Annotated in this window: 18 protein-coding genes and 1 riboswitch; of the genes, 16 read left to right on the top strand and 2 right to left on the bottom strand. The window is 51.7% G+C overall.

Annotated elements, in window-relative coordinates:
- Positions 1-3 precede the first annotated feature (3 nt).
- The 9 genes from ubiB (at position 4) to hemB (ending at position 7474) form a co-directional block, all read left to right on the top strand.
- Positions 4-1644 carry a ubiquinone biosynthesis regulatory protein kinase UbiB gene (gene ubiB / locus CWE11_RS05585; protein ID WP_126776621.1) on the top strand — a complete coding sequence of 547 codons (1641 nt, stop codon included), beginning with the start codon at positions 4-6 and terminating at the stop codon, positions 1642-1644.
- A 15-nt stretch (positions 1645-1659) separates the two neighbouring features.
- The gene (gene tatA / locus CWE11_RS05580) at positions 1660-1908 is read left to right on the top strand and encodes a twin-arginine translocase TatA/TatE family subunit (RefSeq protein ID WP_126776620.1); all 249 of its coding nucleotides are present in this window, start codon (positions 1660-1662) and stop codon (positions 1906-1908) included.
- Between the two features lie 40 nt (positions 1909-1948).
- Positions 1949-2329, top strand: a complete 381-nt coding sequence (gene tatB / locus CWE11_RS05575; RefSeq protein WP_126776619.1) for a Sec-independent protein translocase protein TatB — start codon at positions 1949-1951, stop codon at positions 2327-2329.
- A 2-nt stretch (positions 2330-2331) separates the two neighbouring features.
- Positions 2332-3060: a twin-arginine translocase subunit TatC gene (gene tatC, locus CWE11_RS05570; protein ID WP_126776618.1), complete on the top strand. Its 729-nt coding sequence runs from the start codon at positions 2332-2334 to the stop codon at positions 3058-3060.
- On the top strand, positions 3057-3740 hold the full coding sequence (locus CWE11_RS05565; protein ID WP_126776617.1) for a hypothetical protein: 684 nt from the start codon (positions 3057-3059) through the stop codon (positions 3738-3740). Before tatC ends, CWE11_RS05565 begins: the two co-directional genes overlap by 4 nt.
- 11 nt (positions 3741-3751) lie before the next feature.
- Complete coding sequence (locus CWE11_RS05560) at positions 3752-4576, top strand: TatD family hydrolase (RefSeq protein WP_198675602.1); 825 nt, start codon at positions 3752-3754, stop codon at positions 4574-4576.
- Positions 4569-4784 carry a hypothetical protein gene (locus CWE11_RS05555; RefSeq protein ID WP_126776616.1) on the top strand — a complete coding sequence of 72 codons (216 nt, stop codon included), beginning with the start codon at positions 4569-4571 and terminating at the stop codon, positions 4782-4784. Before CWE11_RS05560 ends, CWE11_RS05555 begins: the two co-directional genes overlap by 8 nt.
- A complete protein-coding gene (locus CWE11_RS05550) occupies positions 4741-6402 on the top strand; it encodes a sensor domain-containing diguanylate cyclase (RefSeq protein ID WP_338022161.1) in 1662 nt (553 codons plus the stop codon). The genes CWE11_RS05555 and CWE11_RS05550 overlap by 44 nt, the downstream gene beginning before the upstream one ends.
- A 61-nt stretch (positions 6403-6463) precedes the next feature.
- Complete coding sequence (hemB, locus tag CWE11_RS05545) at positions 6464-7474, top strand: porphobilinogen synthase (RefSeq protein WP_126776614.1); 1011 nt, start codon at positions 6464-6466, stop codon at positions 7472-7474.
- Positions 7475-7479: 5 nt separating this feature from the next.
- On the opposite strand, the gene CWE11_RS05540 is transcribed toward hemB, so the two are convergent.
- Positions 7480-8967 carry a Ppx/GppA phosphatase family protein gene (locus tag CWE11_RS05540; RefSeq protein WP_126776613.1) on the bottom strand — a complete coding sequence of 496 codons (1488 nt, stop codon included), beginning with the start codon at positions 8965-8967 and terminating at the stop codon, positions 7480-7482.
- A 24-nt stretch (positions 8968-8991) separates the two neighbouring features.
- Positions 8992-10257, bottom strand: a complete 1266-nt coding sequence (rhlB, locus tag CWE11_RS05535; protein ID WP_126776612.1) for an ATP-dependent RNA helicase RhlB — start codon at positions 10255-10257, stop codon at positions 8992-8994.
- Positions 10258-10355: 98 nt separating this feature from the next.
- Here rhlB and trxA point away from each other — a divergent pair, with 98 nt between their 5' ends.
- From trxA to pnuC, 7 genes are all read left to right on the top strand, one after another.
- A complete protein-coding gene (gene trxA, locus CWE11_RS05530; protein ID WP_126776611.1) occupies positions 10356-10682 on the top strand; it encodes a thioredoxin TrxA in 327 nt (108 codons plus the stop codon).
- Between the two features lie 311 nt (positions 10683-10993).
- Positions 10994-12256, top strand: a complete 1263-nt coding sequence (gene rho, locus CWE11_RS05525; RefSeq protein ID WP_126776610.1) for a transcription termination factor Rho — start codon at positions 10994-10996, stop codon at positions 12254-12256.
- A gap of 3 nt (positions 12257-12259) precedes the next feature.
- Positions 12260-13729 (top strand): 4-hydroxy-3-polyprenylbenzoate decarboxylase, encoded by a 1470-nt coding sequence (ubiD, locus tag CWE11_RS05520; RefSeq protein ID WP_126776609.1) that lies wholly within the window; start codon positions 12260-12262, stop codon positions 13727-13729.
- A 2-nt stretch (positions 13730-13731) separates the two neighbouring features.
- Positions 13732-14457, top strand: a complete 726-nt coding sequence (fre, locus tag CWE11_RS05515; RefSeq protein ID WP_126776608.1) for an NAD(P)H-flavin reductase — start codon at positions 13732-13734, stop codon at positions 14455-14457.
- 47 nt (positions 14458-14504) lie between these two features.
- Positions 14505-14618: riboswitch (TPP riboswitch) on the top strand.
- 61 nt (positions 14619-14679) lie between these two features.
- Positions 14680-16809, top strand: coding sequence for a TonB-dependent receptor (locus tag CWE11_RS05510; protein WP_126776607.1), 2130 nt, complete (start codon positions 14680-14682; stop codon positions 16807-16809).
- Positions 16810-16818: 9 nt separating this feature from the next.
- The gene (locus CWE11_RS05505; RefSeq protein ID WP_126776606.1) at positions 16819-17103 is read left to right on the top strand and encodes a YkoF family thiamine/hydroxymethylpyrimidine-binding protein; all 285 of its coding nucleotides are present in this window, start codon (positions 16819-16821) and stop codon (positions 17101-17103) included.
- Positions 17096-17731, top strand: a complete 636-nt coding sequence (gene pnuC, locus CWE11_RS05500) for a nicotinamide riboside transporter PnuC (protein ID WP_126776605.1) — start codon at positions 17096-17098, stop codon at positions 17729-17731. Before CWE11_RS05505 ends, pnuC begins: the two co-directional genes overlap by 8 nt.
- Positions 17732-17741 lie beyond the last annotated feature (10 nt).

The following is a 17741-nucleotide window of genomic DNA, read 5'->3' as shown; positions in this document are numbered from 1 at the left end:
CCCGTGCGCGCATTTCGGCTTTATAAAATCTTAAGCACCCTGCTCAAGCATGGTATCGACGAGATGATTCCGCGCCGTTGGCTCCCATGGTACATCCGATTATGGCGTAAAGCCGCGTTTTGGCTGCGTAATCAATACCCAGAGAAGCCACTTTCGGAAAGGCTGCGGATGGCCCTTGAGGCGCTTGGGCCGGTGTACGTCAAGCTTGGACAAATGCTTTCCACACGCCATGATCTACTGGAACCGGATATGATTTTGCAACTCTCTTTGTTGCAAGACCGAGTGGTACCGTTTCCTGGTGAAGCAGCCAAACAGATGATCGAGAAAGCGCTCGGAATCGAAGATATTTACGAGATTTTCGAAACCTTCGAAGTCACTCCGCTCGCCTCAGCTTCGATCGCACAAGTGCATGCAGCGACACTCAAGCTACCCGAGCACGAGGCAGTCAAAGACGTGGTGGTGAAGGTTATCCGTCCGGGCATTGTGAAGACGATTGACGCAGATCTAGAGCTCATGGAGGCCGTTGCTGCGCTTGCAGCCCGATACCTACCCGATGGCAAGCGCTTAAAGCCTGTGGAAGTGATCCAAGAGTATCGCAAGACGCTGTATGATGAGTTAAGTCTTGATCGCGAGGCAGCTAACGCAATCCAGTTGCGTCGCAATTTTACCGACTCACCGTTGCTGTACATCCCTGAAGTGTATAGCGAATACACGCGCTCTTCGGTGATGGTGATGGAGCGAATCTACGGCGTTCCGGTGAATGATGTGGCGCGGATTCAGGCACTCGGAATTGATTTGAAAACACTCGCAGAGACAGGTGTCGAGGTCTTTTTCACCCAAGTATTCCGAGATTCATTCTTCCATGCCGATATGCATCCAGGCAATATTTTTGTCGATCCAGATTCAGCGAGCCGTCCCCGCTATTTTGCGGTCGACTTTGGAATTGTGGGGACGTTAAACCGAGACGACAAGCGATATCTTGCCGAGAACTTTATCGCCTTTTTTAATCGCGATTATCGCAAAGTAGCAGAGTTGCATGTGGATTCCGGTTGGGTCCCGCCACAAACGAACATTGAAGAATTTGAATCTGCGATTCGCACGGTGTGCGAGCCTATCTTTGAAAAGCCGTTAGCAGAAATTTCATTTGCACATGTGCTATTGAACTTGTTCAATACAGCGCGCCGATTTGAAATGGAAGTACAGCCGCAACTGGTGTTGTTGCAAAAGACCCTCCTGTATGTGGAAGGGTTGGGGCGTCAGCTTTATCCGCAGCTTGATTTATGGAAGACAGCAAAACCCTACCTTGAGCGTTGGATGCAAGAACAAGTGGGGTGGCGTGCATTGGTCCGCAGCTTGAAAGAGCAAGCGCCGTACTGGGCGGAAAAGTTACCTGAGATGCCCACCTTGCTGTACGATACATTAAAGCAAGTGCGTAACAGTAGTCGTGATGCGCAACGAGTCGCAGATTTGTTTATAGAGCAGCAGAAGCAAGCTGCAGTGAGCCGGTGGTGGAGTTTACTGGCCGCGAGTTTGACCATTACCACAGCCGCATTTGTCGTCGCGCCGATGCATTTTGTATGGCCGCTGTGTACTGGAATTTTGTCCGCAATGACTTGGTGGCGAGCCTGGTCAGCGAAACCTTAAGAGCAGAGAGGATTTATGGGTATCAGTTTATGGCAACTTTTGATTATCCTCCTTGTGGTAGTCATCGTCTTTGGTAGTAAGCGTCTGCGTACGCTCGGAAGCGATCTCGGATCGGCGATTCGAGGTTTCAAAAAAGAGATGGATGACGAGAAAAAGCCATCTGACGAGGAAAAGAAATCGCTTGAAGAGAAGTCTTCCGTTTCACCTGAGGCTGATCAGAAACCACAGTCGAAAGAACATGACGACGCCAAACCGCGCGACTAAGCGTGGTGATGCAGCATCGTGATGAAACGCGGACGGACGTATGTTTGATATTGGGTTCTGGGAGCTACTGATTATCCTCGTGATTGGGTTGCTTGTGCTTGGGCCCGAGCGGCTGCCCGGGGCTATCCGTTCCATGCAGCGAACCCTGGCAAAAGTGCGCGCTTTTGGAAGCCGGATGGAAGCAGAGATTAATCATGAACTGCGCGTGAAAGAGCTTCACGACCACCTGAAGAAAATCGAGTCGGCCGAAGACATCGAGAAATTGTCTCCTGAATTAAAACGTTCCCTGGCTGAGCTGCAGCAAGCTGCGGATTCGGTGCGTAATCCCTATGGTGCACAAACACCGTCGAAGGAGTCCACTGACGCCTCGGAAGAACCGAAAGACACCCCTTCAGCGACAAACGATAAAAAGGACCCGTAGCCATGCAAGAAACAGGGTTACTTGATCATTTAGCTGAACTTCGGCGGACTGTATTGCGGTCGGTTACCGTAGTGCTGGTGATTTTCGTATCATTGATTTACTTTGCACGCGACTTGTATCGCTGGCTTGCGGACCCGTTGATGGCGCACTTGCCGGAAGGTACCAGTATGATCGCAACGGATGTTGGGGCTCCTTTCTTTGCGCCGTTTAAACTGACTCTGGTGGTCTCGATTTTGATTGCCATCCCCTTTCTCCTGCATCAAGTATGGCGTTTTATAGCCCCAGCACTGTACAAAAAAGAAAAACGCTTAGTCGCCCCATTGTTAATTAGTAGTAGCTTGCTGTTCTATCTTGGTATTGCATTCGCGTATTACGTGGTGCTTCCTTTGGCGTTCGCCTTCTTCACGAGCATGGCTCCGGAGGGCATTACGATCGCTACAGATATTTCCAGCTACTTGGATTTTGTATTAAAGATTTTCTTTGCCTTTGGCATCGCCTTTGAAATTCCGGTGGCCATCTTACTGTTGGTATGGAGTGGTGCGGTCACCCAAGAAGCGTTGCGGAACAAGCGTCCGTATGTGATTGTCGGACTCTTCGTGGTGGGCATGTTGCTCACGCCGCCAGATGTCATTTCACAGACCTTGCTTGCAGTTCCCATGTGGTTGCTGTATGAACTAGGTATCATCTTGGCTGGTTTTTATAAGAACAAGAATCAGGAGGAACAGCCATGAATACTCGTATCCAGAAACGTACGCAACGCCCAATTGGACGGATCGCTCTGCTCGCAAGCGCAGCGGTCAGTTTGACTTGGCTCAGTGCCCCGGCGTGGTCGGACGAAAACTCCGTTTCCAATCGAATTCAAGCTTGTGCAGAGATTCAAAACCCACTTGAGCGTCTGGTGTGTTATGACGAAATTGCGCTTGAGCTTGGCGCTGAAGTCGCATCAGGCCCAGCGCGTGGTCAAGGTCAGGGGTTAGGTCAAGGGCGTGGTGAAAGCCAAGGGCAAGGTGCGGGGCTAGAGCGCGCAGCTGAAGCGCGGAGTGAAGCCCAACAACGTGCGGACGAACGAGCAGAAGCGGCAGAGCGGCGGGCCCGTGAAGCGGAAGCTCGAGCGCAAGAGGCCGAAGCTCGTGCCCAAGAGGCTGAGGCACGGCGTCAAGAACAAGCGCGAAGCAGTGGAAAGCCGATTGAGGGCAAGGAATATGTAACCATTGATGAGGCTTGGCAAAATGCGCGAGGTTTGTGGTTCTTCCGGCTCGATAATGGACAAGTTTGGCGTCAGCAAGAAGCCGGACGCTTTAATTACGACCCGAACACCCGCTACTACATTGAAGAGGGTCGCTTCCTGAATAGCTACTTCATGGGCACGGACGGTTCAAACCGGCGTATTCGTGTGCAGATAGAACGGTAGTCTGCTTTCACATGCTGGTCGATTGTGGTCTCAATCTGAGTGCACCTGCCTTTGCAGACCGGCACGCGTCGGTTTTAGATGAGGCTGCGCGTCAGCAGGTGACGCGATTCGTACTGATTGGGACATCCGAACACAGTAGCCAAGAAGCCCTCGCGTTGGCCGAACATCACCCTGGCTGTATCGCAACCGCGGGGGTACACCCCCACGATGCGGCCAATGTGAGCCCCGGATATCTTGATGTACTACGCACGCTGGCGGCCGATCCACGGGTCCGCGCAGTGGGTGAATGCGGCCTCGACTACAATCGAAACTACTCTCCTCCGGCTATTCAGCGTCGTGTTTTTACGGCTCAGTTGGCATTGGCGGCCGATTTAAAACTTCCTGTGTGTTTGCATGAGCGGGACGCGTTAGATGATCAACTTGCTATTCTGGATGAGTTCCGCAGAGATATTCCGGCTTTATTTGCCCATTGCTTTACCGGTGACCGTGCTGCACTCGAGCAGTACATTGAACGGGATTGCTACATCGGGGTGACGGGGTGGGTCTGTGATGAGCGACGCGGTGCCGACCTGCAAGCAGCAATCCCGGCCATTCCTGAATCTCGTTTATTGCTCGAGACCGATGCGCCCTATCTGTTGCCACGCACGATTCGGCCTCGGCCAAAATCGCGGACCAATCTCCCGAGTTACCTTCCGTATATCGTCGAGACCGTTGCTCAGCTGCGTGGAACCGATGCGCAAGCCCTGATGCACACGACAACTGAAAATGCGCAGCGCCTATTTGGCGAATGGTCGGCACTGTCGGTCGGGCAAGATGAGGAGGCAGCCCATGAGTAAATGGCAACACCTCCGCCTGCTGTTGAATGTCTTTTTGATGCTCGGGTTATTTTCTTCGACAGTGCAGGCGAGCGAGGATACCCGCATTGTGCCGTCGGCGGATTACTTTATTGATCATCAGGATGAGCACTCCCTCAATGATGTCATGACATTCTCTCAAGCGAATTGGACCTATTTGGGTACCGATCCCGATCTCGTTTGGTTATGATACGACACCAATTTGGTTCCGGGTCGGAATTCCCGCAGGGGAAGGGCGGCGACTGCTGCAGATCGAATATCCATTACTTGATAATGTGCATGTTGCATTCGTATTGGATGGTGAAGTCGTCAGTGAATATCATGTGGGAGACCAACAGCCCTTCACCGAGCGCCCAGTGCTTGCCAATTCTTTTGTGCTTCCTGTGCCTGACACCGAAGCACATGAAGCCTTTGTCCGCGTGCAAACCAGCAGCTCGGTTCGTGTCCCACTTTATATCTGGCAAGAGAGTGATTTTCACGCCGCTCAGGGACCATTGAACGTTGCGGTTGGCCTGTATTTTGGCGTGCTGATTTGTATGGTGGTGTATAACCTGTTTGGTTATGTTGTCACCCGTGAGCCGAGCTTTTTTAGCTACTCTATCTACGTCATCTTTACTGGACTTCTCATGGCTGCACTCAGTGGGGTTGGGTTCCGCTATTTGTGGCCTGAGTTTCTGTGGATGCAGGAACGGGCGATCGTCCTTTTCGGTGGATTAGCTTTCGTTTTTGCCTCGATTTTCATTACCCAGCTCATGAACCTTCGTTCAAATGGAATTCGCTGGCACCAAGGTTTAGTTGCGCTCGGTGTGGGTGCCGCCATTATCTCGATTTGTAGCGTGTTGTTGCCGTACTCGGTGACGATCCGTATGTTGTTAGGCTTCGCCATCATCGCTTGCAGTTACGTGATGGTGTTGGGCGCCGCAATGTGGATCCGTGGGATGATGCACGCGCAGATCTTTATGTTGGCTTGGATTACCTTTCTCGCCTCGATCTTGTTCAATTCATTGGCCTACTTGGGTATTTTGGATGGGCAGTTTATTCAGCGCTACGCCATCATGATCGGTTCAGGAATTGAAGTCCTCCTGCTGTCGTGGGTGGTGACCCTGATGTACTCTGCTGAGCGCACGCAAAAAATCGCCGCGCAAGATGAAGCGCTGGCGCAGGCATTTGTTGCACAAGAAGCACAACGGCAGTTAAACGAAGAGTTGGAAGTTCGGGTTGCGGAGCGGACACAAGCGCTAGAGGATGTCACGGCCCGCTTGCAAGTGGCCAATAGCGAACTCGAGCAGAAAAGTCGTGAGGATGGACTTACACGCGTTTTCAACCGTCGTTATTTCAATGAACAGCTGCAGCACGTATTTCACCAAGCGCAAGAAGAGGGAAAGCCGCTTTCAATTGTCATGGTAGATATCGATCATTTTAAACCGCTCAATGACGCCTACGGTCACTTGATTGGAGACGACGTTCTGATTGCGTTTGCGAAGCGCCTGCAAGAAACCGCAAGTCGTCCGACAGACTTTGTGTGTCGTTATGGCGGCGAAGAGTTTGCGGTCGTGTTACCGGACACGGATGCCGAGGCGGCAAAACGAGTCGCTGAGCGACTCCAAGATGCTATTCGCAAACGGCCGTTTGCCAGTAAAGCGGGTCCACTTCAAGTTACGGCAAGTTTTGGCGTCGCGACCACTACCGTAGAGAAGCCCGCGCACTCCGCGCTTGTGTTGCTCAAAGCGGCCGATGATGCCTTGTACCGGGCTAAATCAAAGGGTCGCGATCAGGTTATCCGCGTGACCGTAAACGCTGATGCGTGAGCATTTTTACGAATTTTCCAGTACAATCGTCCGCAACATCTTTACCACAGGATAGGCTTCTATGTACCCATTTGCTGGATTTCCTATGCGCCGGATGCGCCGCTTGCGCCGCCATGATTTCAGTCGCCGCCTCGTCGCAGAACAAAGCCTAAGTTGCGCGGATCTGATTTATCCGATGTTCGTGCTGCCCGGCGAGCAGCAGCGTGAGAGTATCCCCTCCATGCCCGGAATCGAGCGGCTTTCGATCGACCTGCTCGTGGCCGAGGCGAAGGTATTGCATGATCTCGGCATTCCACTGATTGCTATTTTCCCGGTGACGCCCGCTTCGGCAAAGTCCGAGCAGGCGGAAGAGGCTTGGAATCCAGAGGGACTCGCGCAGCAAGCCGTCCGAGCGGTGAAAGCAGCTGTTCCTGAACTCGGTGTGATGACAGATATCGCGCTCGATCCATTTACGACCCATGGGCAAGATGGAATTATTGATGCTGAGGGGTATGTGCAGAATGACATTACCACCGAGGCTCTGGTGCGTCAGGCGCTATCTCATGCGCAGGCCGGGGCGGATGTTGTTGCACCTTCAGATATGATGGATGGGCGCATCGGCGCGATCCGAGTTGCACTTGAAGAAGCGGGATACCCAAACGTGATGATCATGGCGTATTCGGCAAAGTATGCTTCAAGTTATTACGGGCCGTTTCGTGATGCAGTGGGATCAGCTGGAAATTTGAAAGGTGGCAACAAAAAGACTTATCAAATGGATCCTGCGAACGGTGATGAAGCGCTCCATGAAATTGCTCTCGATCTCGAGGAGGGAGCAGACATGGTAATGGTGAAACCAGGCATGCCGTATCTCGATGTTGTGCAGCGCGTGAAGGAAACGTTCAAGGTGCCTACTTTTGCTTATCAAGTGAGCGGAGAGTACGCGATGCACATGGCCGCCATTGAAAAAGGATGGTTGGGCGAAGAGACAATTGTCGAATCTCTCTTGGCATTTAAACGCGCTGGGGCGGATGGAATTCTGACCTATTTCGCCAAACGAGTCGCTCAACAACTTCGCGAGCAACAGCGCGGATAACACACCTACACTTCTTTCAGGGTCAATCCACCGAAGCGCTGTTGCCACAGCGCTTCTTTTTCATACAAGCTTCGAAGATACGGGTTCGCTTGTAAAAAGCCACGCGGGAAGTGCAAGGTGAGGTGTTCATCGTCGGTGGTCAACACACCATTGGCGATCATATCATCGCGGCGGCGTTGACAACCCATCACTGCGAGGCGCATGACCCGTGTTAAACGAGCGAGAGGCGGATAATCAGGAAGTTCGTCCGGCTCGGCATCGTCATCAATGATTCCCGCGACTCCACCGAGAAGCTCCAGTAAAAATTCACGCTCGCGGACCGAGAACCCTGGTAAATTTGAGTGAGCGAGGACGTAGCGACCATGGCTACTGGCATGTTTGTAGTTGAGGGTTAAGCCAATCTCGTGGAGGTAGCTTGCTGCACGCACCAAACGGACCGCATCTTCCCCTTGAATATCGTGCCACTGGGTTGGACATGCCTCAAGGTATTGCTGCGCGAGCTTCTCCACCCGCGCGATTTGATCATAATCTAGGTGGTAACTTTCGACCAAACTCATAAGTGTTCGAAGTTGAACATCCGTGTGTTGAAGCTCATGGAGCATTCCGTAAATCAGACCTTCACGAAGTGCCCCTTCTGTTGCCTCAATAGTCGTCAGCTTGAGGGCGCGAAATGCGCCGATCAAAATACACAGACCGGAGATAAAGACAGGACGACGGGGCGGCCGTAAACCATGAAGCTCGAGCGCGTCGATACGACCGTACTGCAAACATTCGTTTAGTAGTTGTTCGAGCCATGGAAGGGTAAAGCGCAACGGCAATCCGCGCGCGAGCGCCATTTCTTGCAAGGACTTGAATGTCCCGGACGCACCCAGTGCAGCGTCCCAGCCATGGCGTTTGTAAGCGGCCGCATGAGGCTCAATCAATTGCATGACATGGGTGATCGCCGCATCGGTATTTTCTGGTGTAATCCGGCCGTCGTCAAAGAACGCCCCAATCAGCGTAACGCAGCCCATATCCAAACTCTGCAGATAACGCGCTTCAAAACCCTCGCCCACTACAATTTCGGTACTTGCGCCGCCTATATCAATGACCAAGGTAGCGCCTTGCACGGACGTCGTGTGGGCGATTCCTTGAAAAATGGTCGCGGCTTCCTCGTCACCACTAATGATCCGAAGTGGATGCCCAAGTGTACTGCGAACTTGCTCAAGAAACGGGTCTTCGGGTTTGAGTTTGCGCAGGGTGGCTGTGCCGACCGCAGTGATATTTTCTGGAGCAATGTCGCGGACCCGATCCGCGAAAATGGCGAGGCAATCGAGAGCCCGCTCTCGCGCCGCAGCATCGAGGGTTCCATCCGCTTGAAGTCCCCCAGCAAGGCGGACTTTTCTGCGTATTTTTGAGACTACTTGGAGGGAGCCGGCTACCACACGCACGACCAGCATGTGGAAGCTGTTGGAGCCTAAGTCGATGGCCGCATAATAATCTTTTGAACGCATCGGTTAGGCTCCTTCGTCGCTTGATTAGTGCTTTCGCTGGCGTGGGCCGGAATGCCGACGACTATGCTCGCGACCACTTTGCATGCGCCGTTTTTGTGGGATATGCGGCTTTTTCAAGTCGGTTAGCAGGGCGTCCGAGTTGTATTTGGTAACCGGAATCTCATGCTGAATGTAGCTTTCGATCGCAGGTAAGTTATACACATACTCTTCGCAGGCAAAGCTGATGGCTTTCCCGCTGGCTCCCGCTCGACCTGTGCGGCCAATCCGATGTACGTAATCCTCACAATCGTCTGGCAAGTCGTAATTGAATACGTGGCTTACAGCTGGGATATGCAATCCGCGCGCAGCAACATCAGTCGCGACCAAAATATCGATTTTTCCGGAGGTGAAATCCTCGAGAATGCGAAGACGTTTGCGTTGAGGCACGTCACCCGTGAGGAGTCCGACCCGATGCTTGTCACCGAGCAGCCAATGATAAACATAGTTACATCCGTGCTTGGTGTTACAGAAAACAATTGCTTTCTCCGGCCAATCTTCCTCAACCAACGTCAATAGCAGCTTAATTTTGTCGGGTTTGGACGGATAGAAGAGCTCTTCTTCGATGCGCGCACCAGTCATCCGTTCCGGTTCGATCTCCACACTCGTCGGATCGTTCATGTGTTCGTAGGCGAGCTCTTTAACCCGGTGGGACAGTGTCGCGGAGAACAGCATGTTTAAGCGCTCACCCGCAGGAGGCATCTTCCGCAACATATAGCGCACATCGTCGATAAAGCCCAGATCATACATCCGGTCTGCTTCATCGAGCACGACGACATCAATATTCGAAAGTTTGTAAGCGCCTTGCTTAAAGTAGTCGATCAGGCGGCCGCAGGTGCCGATGAGCACATCGACTCCTTCTTGAAGCTCTGCACGCTGGGCGTCATATCCTTCGCCACCGTAAACTACCGCCATCTTCAATCCACAACTTTTTGCGATGGCTTCTCCGTCATTAGCGATCTGAACGGCGAGTTCTCGCGTAGGTGCCATAACAAGCGCGCGGGGTTGCGTTTCGTCTGGGTTTCGTTTCGGATTCGTCATCAAGTGGTTGAATAATGCCACAAGAAAAGCGATAGTTTTTCCGGTGCCGGTCTGTGCTTGACCTGCAACATCTTTACCCTGCAACGCGATAGGCAAGCTCATTGCCTGAATGGGCGTACAGTGCTCGTAGCCGATTTGATTTAAAGCATCCAGAACTTTAGGATGCAAACCCAAGGCGGCAAATTGGGTTTCTGTAAGGTGTTTTTTGCTCATAGGTGCACAGTTTAACAGGTTTAGACTTGCATTAGAAAACAGAATATAATGCGCTGCTACAAAAAAATGCGACGCATGCAACCGATTGGAGATGCAACATGAGTGACAATATTGTTCAGCTGAGTGACGATAGCTTTGAAGCCGACGTTTTAAACGCTGATCAACCCGTACTGGTGGACTTTTGGGCCGAGTGGTGTGGTCCGTGCAAAATGATCGCGCCGATCCTCGACGAAGTCGCTGACGAGTTTGCAGGTAAATTGAAAGTGGGCAAGTTGAACGTTGACCACAATAACCAAACGCCTCCTAAGTATGGAATCCGCGGTATCCCGACGCTTTTGCTGTTTAAAAATGGTGAAGTTGTGGGAACTAAAGTGGGCGCCATGTCGAAAACTCAGCTGGCTGAGTTCCTGAACGAGCACGTCTAAGTTCAATGGTTTGGAAGCGCCCTGTGCAAGTTTTGCGCAAGGGCGCTTAAAAACTGGACGGTTTCCCAATTTGGTGTTACTTTTAACTCGGCAGCTCTTACGATGCTGAGCCTCACATCGAACTCGCCTCAGTATTCCATTGCTTTCCAGATTGCTGCTCAAGAACTTTTTATTTGCCCGCCCATCTGCGAGCAAAATTTATCCAAACACAAAACACTTTCAAATTCGATGAACTTTCCGTGGCGTCTCACGGTATATTCGTGAACACGAGACATATCCAAAATCTAACCAATTGAAAAAACCTACCTACTATGAATCTTACAGAACTGAAGAACAAGCCCGTCAACGAACTGGTAAACCTCGCCGCCGAGATGGGTCTCGAGAACATGGCCCGCTTGCGCAAGCAAGACATTATCTTTGCAATCCTCAAAGCGCACTCAAAAAGCGGTGAAGACATCTTCGGCGATGGCGTGCTTGAGATTTTGCAGGATGGATTCGGATTTTTGCGCTCAGGGGACTCGTCGTATCTCGCCGGCCCGGATGACATCTATGTCTCACCCAGCCAGATCCGACGTTTTAACTTGCGGACTGGTGATACCGTAGCCGGAAAAATTCGGCCACCGAAAGAAGGTGAGCGTTATTTTGCCCTTCTCAAGATCCGCGAAGTTAACTTCGATAAACCAGAAAACTCCCGCAACAAAATCCTATTCGAAAACCTCACACCACTGCATGCGAACGAGCGACTTCGCATGGAGCGTGGTAATGGTTCGACCGAAGACATTACGGCCCGGATTTTGGACTTAGCATCACCGATCGGAAAAGGTCAGCGTGGTTTGATTGTGGCGCCACCTAAAGCCGGTAAAACACTGTTATTACAGAACATTGCTCAATCCATCGCAGCCAATCACCCAGAATGTAATCTGATGGTGCTACTGATTGACGAGCGTCCGGAAGAAGTCACCGAAATGCAGCGCTTAGTGAAGGGCGAAGTAATTGCTTCGACCTTTGATGAGCCTGCGAGCCGTCACGTACAGGTGGCCGAAATGGTGATCGAAAAGGCCAAGCGGTTGGTTGAGCACAAAAAAGATGTCGTGATCTTGCTCGATTCCATCACACGTCTTGCGCGCGCCTACAACACCGTGATTCCGAGTTCAGGGAAAGTACTGACCGGGGGTGTGGATGCCAACGCCTTACACAAGCCAAAGCGCTTCTTTGGTGCCGCTCGAAATGTCGAGGAAGGCGGCTCACTGACCATTATCGCGACTGCTCTGATCGATACCGGATCGAAGATGGATGAAGTCATCTACGAGGAGTTCAAAGGAACCGGGAACATGGAACTGCACTTGAACCGCAAGATCGCGGAGAAGCGTGTATTCCCTGCGATCGATTACAACCGCTCCGGGACCCGCCGTGAAGAGCTGCTGACAACTCCGGATGAGCTTCAGAAAATGTGGATTTTGCGGAAAATCGTACACCCGATGGGTGAGATTGAAGCGATGGAATTTGTCATCGATAAACTACAAATGACGAAAACCAACGACGAATTCTTTGACTCCATGAAACGGTCCAAATAATCCATGAAGTATCGTGATCTGAGAGATTTCCTTGCGAAGCTTGAGCAACAAGGACAGTTGAAGCGCATCACGAAGGAAATTGACCCCAAGTTAGAAATGACCGAAATTGCCGACCGAACGCTCAAAGCGGGCGGTCCGGCACTCCTGTTTGAAAACCCCAAAGGTCACTCCATTCCGGTGCTTGCCAATTTATTTGGCACACCGGAGCGGGTTGCAATGGGAATGGGCCAATCTGATGTGGCTGCTTTACGTGAAGTCGGCAAGCTATTGGCTTATCTAAAAGAACCCGAGCCGCCGGCTGGCTTTAAAGATGCCATGTCGAAGCTGCCTTTGTTGAAGAAAGTCCTGAGTATGGCGCCCAAAGAATTGAAGAAAGCGCCGTGCCAGGAAGTGATCCTTGAAGGAGATGACGTCGATTTGACGAACATCCCAATTCAACACTGTTGGCCGGGAGATGTTGCTCCCTTAGTAACTTGGGGGCTGACAGTCACACGCGGACCCCACAAGAAGCGTCAGAATCTCGGGATCTATCGACAACAACTGCTCGGGAAAAATAAGCTCATTATGCGGTGGCTCAGTCATCGGGGCGGAGCACTGGATTTCCGTGAATTTTGTTTGCAAAACCCGGGGCAACGCTTCCCCGTATCCGTTGCATTAGGCGCGGATCCGGCGACGATTCTGGGCGCTGTGACACCGGTTCCGGATACCCTTTCGGAATATGCGTTTGCAGGTTTGTTGCGTGATAGCAAAACGGAAGTCGTGCAGTGTGTCAGTAATGACTTACAAGTTCCAGCGCACGCGGAATTCGTTCTTGAGGGCTATATTGAGCCGGGGGAAACGGCGCCCGAAGGTCCGTATGGGGATCACACTGGTTACTACAACGAAGTCGAATCATTCCCAGTGTTTACGGTAACGCATATAACCCATCGCAAGGATCCGATTTATCACAGTACCTACACCGGGCGGCCACCTGATGAGCCTGCGGTGTTGGGTGTCGCACTAAACGAAGTCTTTGTGCCGATTTTGCAAAAGCAATTTCCGGAAATTGTCGATTTCTATCTGCCGCCTGAAGGGTGTTCATATCGTATGGCCGTGGTCACGATGAAAAAGTCGTATCCGGGCCATGCAAAACGAGTCATGCTCGGGGTCTGGTCATTCTTACGGCAGTTTATGTACACCAAGTTTGTCATTGTCTGCGACGACGACGTGAATGCTCGAGATTGGAAAGATGTTATTTGGGCGGTGACGACCCGCATGGATCCCGCACGGGATACCGTGATGATTGAAAACACCCCAATTGATTATCTCGATTTCGCTTCGCCGGTGGCGGGTCTTGGTTCCAAAATGGGCCTCGATGCGACGAACAAATGGCCTGGAGAAACCGATCGTGAATGGGGCACGCCGATCGTAATGGATGATGCCGTGAAGCAGCGCATTGATGCGTTGTGGGACGAACTTGGGATTCTGGATTAAGCATGTATCAAGGTGTTGCAACAGTACGCCGCTGCGAAGCGGTTAATTCGTTTGTCCATATTGTTGAGTTAGTGCTCGAGGAAGCCGTCGACTACATCCCGGGACAATATCTGATGGTCAATATGGGCGAGGGTGATCAACGACCCTTTTCCATCGCCTCCATTCCAGCGCACGGCAAAGAGGTGACGCTGCATATTGGAGCAAGTCCAGATAATCCGTATGCATGGGAAGTGTTGGAGCGGATCCAACGCGAGCGCGCTATTTCGGTTAGTCTTCCGCATGGGAATGCAGGCTATGAGCCCACACGTTCACGCCCTTTGTTGCTGATCGCTGGGGGGACCGGTTTTTCCTATGCGTGGTCAATTCTTCAAGCGCATCTTGCGCGCACCGAAACTCAACCCGTGTTGCTTTATTGGGGGGTTCGGGAAGAGGCGGATCTCTATTACCATGAAGCCTTGGTTGAGATGGCGAAACGCTTTGCCAACTTGACCTATGTACCGGTTGTGGAACGTCCGCAGGACGAGAATTGGGCGGATCCGCGTGGGAAAGTACTGGATGTCGTCATTGACGATCTGAGTGCAACTACCAGTGCCGCTGCCGAGGGAATGAAGGCTTATGATGTCTACATTGCTGGGCGCTTTGACATGGTGCGCGTAGCCCGCGATCAATTCACCGCACTGGGCTTACCGAAAGACCAATTATTTGGCGATGCCTTGAGTTTTATCTAGCGAAACGCGTATACTTCGCACCGTCGGCGAGCCAAAGGCGCGTCGCATCATTACCAAAGGGGTGCCCGCAAGGGCTGAGATGTAAGTTGGTCTTTACCAACTTCAAACTCTTTGCACCTGATCCGGTTAATACTGGCGTAGGGATTGGTAATACAGAACGGACCAATTCAGCGGCTAACCGGATCTCGACTTTTTATCCGTTTTTAAAAGAAGAGATCCACCATGAACAAATCAAAAGTATCTCGCGCAGTTCTCAGCGCACTCGCACTATCCTCTTTCTCATTTGTCGCTCTGGGCGACGACGCGTCCTCTGCCGAAACAACGACACAATCCCCGATTGAGCGGATTGTCGTGGTAGGTGATTTTCGTGCACGCGGTGTTGAAGATGTAGCGGGCAGTGTCTCCGTCATTCAGGGCGATGATATCCGCGCTCGTCAAGCAGAGCATCTCGAGTCGGCCCTGATTATGGCTCCCAACGTGAACTTAGCTTCGGGTGCGAGTCGGGCGAGCTTTTTCCAGATTCGCGGCATCGGCGAGCGTAGCCAGTTTGTCGATCCAATTAACCCCTCGGTTGGTTTAATTATTGATGGAATCAACTACAGCGGAATCGGCAGTGCCGGGACCCTGTTTGATATCGGCCAAGTCGAAGTATTTCGCGGTCCGCAAAGCACTCGCTACGGTGCAGATGCGATGGCCGGGGTGATTTATCTTGGCTCGGAACCCCTCGAGTTTGCGCCAAGTGGCCACGTGGAAGCCTTATGGGCGAACTACAATACATATGCTGCCGGTGTTGCATTTGGTAACGCACTCAATGACCGGTTTGCGGTGCGCGGTTCACTCTACTCTTATGTCAGTGATGGCTTTCAAGAGAATATCTTTTTAAATCGAAAAGATACCCAGAATCAAGATGAGCTGACCCTGCGTCTGAATGCCACTTGGTTGGCCACGGATGATCTGACCCTGAATTTTACCTATCACCGATTTGATATTGATAATGGGTATGACGCGTGGTCATTGGATGGCAATCGTCAAACCTTGTCGGATACGCCGGGACGAGACACCCTTGATAGCCATGCAGGCCGTATTGGTGCAATCTACACCGGTAACCCGGGCTACGTTGTGGAAGTGATGGCAAGCGGCCTGTGGGCAGAGTCAGAATATAGCTACGACGAGGATTGGGCATTCGAAGGGATTGCGCCAGGCTGGGAATACAATAGCTTCGATGCCTATTTTCGGGATCGTGAACAGATGGAGCTCGAAACTCGCGTTCTTTCGGACGAGCCGGTACAGTTCCTTGGCCTTGAGACTGAGTGGCTCTACGGCATCTATTATCAGCAGCGTCGGCAGGATTTGGACCGTGAATACACATTTTTGAATACGCCATTCAGCAGCCGATACGATACCGACCGCACTGCCGTGTACGCTGAGCTACAGCAAATGTTGAGCGAACGTCTTCGCCTCACTTACGGTGTGCGCTGGGAGCGGTATGATAACGACTATGCGGATAGCCGCGGAATTGTCGCTGAACCATCAGACTCTGCCTGGGGCGGACGCGTCAGCTTGGAGTATGCGCTTGCCCCAATGCAACAGCTCTACGCTACTGCGACACGCGGGTTTAAGGCGGGTGGCGTGAACGGTGAGGCGCTCGGTCGAGTGGAAGATCGGAACCTTGAAGACCACCGCGAATTTTTGGAAGCTCAAGCTACTTTTGCGCCTGAATATCTGACGAGTGTCGAGGTCGGTTATAAAGCGTTTTTGCCGGAGCACAGCTTAAGTCTGCAAGTGAATGCATTTTACAGTTGGCGTGACGACATGCAGGTCAACGCATACGTTGAGCGCAACGGTGTCTTCGTAACTTACATGGATAATGCGTCGGATGGGACGAACCAAGGTATTGAAGCGAGCATTGATTATGTGCCACGTGACGACCTTCGGTTGTTTGCATCATACGGCTACCTTGAAACCGAGTTTAATGATCTACTCTTACGTGATGGCACGAATTTGCGCGGACGTCGTCAAGCCCATGCACCACGTCATCAAGCGCATTTGGGTGGTGAATATCGGATCGCAGAAGGCCTGACCCTTCGCTTGGAAATGGATGGACGGACCGGTTTCTATTACTCAAACACGCATAATCAGCAGTCGTCGAGCTACGCGCTGGTGCATGGTCATTTGAACTACACGTGGCAAGACTGGGAGTTCAGTCTTTGGGCCCGCAATCTGTTTGACCGTGATTACACCACGCGCGGATTCTTCTTTGGCAACGACCCGCGCATTGAGTATGCACCGCGGACTTATGTTCAGTGGGGCGAGCCTCGTCGCGTTGGTTTCACGGCACGCTATCGCTTCTAGGGAGTTGTCATGAAATTTTCTGCAGAAATTAGTTTGTATCCGCTAGCCGATGAGTATCGGACCGTGATCCAAGACTTTGTGGATCGTCTGGCCACTTACGAGGGATTGCAGGTACAGACCAATACCATGAGCACGCAAGTGTTTGGTGCTTATCGGTCGGTCATGGAGGCATTAACCATTGAGTTAGAGCGCGTATATCAACAGGTTCCACCTCAGGTTTTGGTCTGTAAGTTTATTAATCGAGACCTGACCCCTGAGGATCTGCGGGCCAAAGGTGTGGAGCAGCATGGATAGGCTGATCAACCTCCTTGAGTTGTCTTCAGGGCTCGAGCTAACGGCGGTCGCATTTGCGATCGCCTACATCGTTTTGGCCATTCGACAAAGTTTATGGTGTTGGCCGGCGGCGGTTTGCAGCGCCAGTCTGTTCTCGTGGCTGTTCTTTCAAGGCAATCTATACATGGAAGCATGGCTGCAAGCCTATTATGTTGCGATTGCTTTTTACGGATTCTGGGTCTGGCGATTTGGGAATAAACATCAACCCATTCCTATCACGACACGTCCATTAGGCTTCCATGTGGTGTGGGTTTTTCTGCTCCTCGTGACCAGCATTTTTATTTCAATTTATTTGCGGTTGCGAACCGATGCCGTTTTCCCAGAATTAGATACGGTCACTACTTTATTTAGCTTGTTCACAACGTACCTCGTTGCGCGTAAAGTATTGGAGAACTGGTTGTATTGGATCGTCATTAACAGCTTGTATGTCTGGTTGTTTACTCTGCAAGGTTTCCAAGCAACCGCGATTCTTTTCGCAATTTATGTCATCATGTCCACAGTCGGATATATTCGTTGGCGGCAGGATTACCGTCAGAACCAACGCAAGCGCGTCGATTCTGCAGGGATGAGGGTTTCGCCCGCACGTTAAGAGGTTGTGT

The organism is Aliidiomarina sanyensis, assembly GCF_003987175.1.
GTDB classification, from domain to species: domain Bacteria; phylum Pseudomonadota; class Gammaproteobacteria; order Enterobacterales; family Alteromonadaceae; genus Aliidiomarina; species Aliidiomarina sanyensis.
The sequence above is the reverse complement of the archived record's forward strand: the minus strand, read 5'-3'. Positions and strand labels throughout refer to the sequence as shown.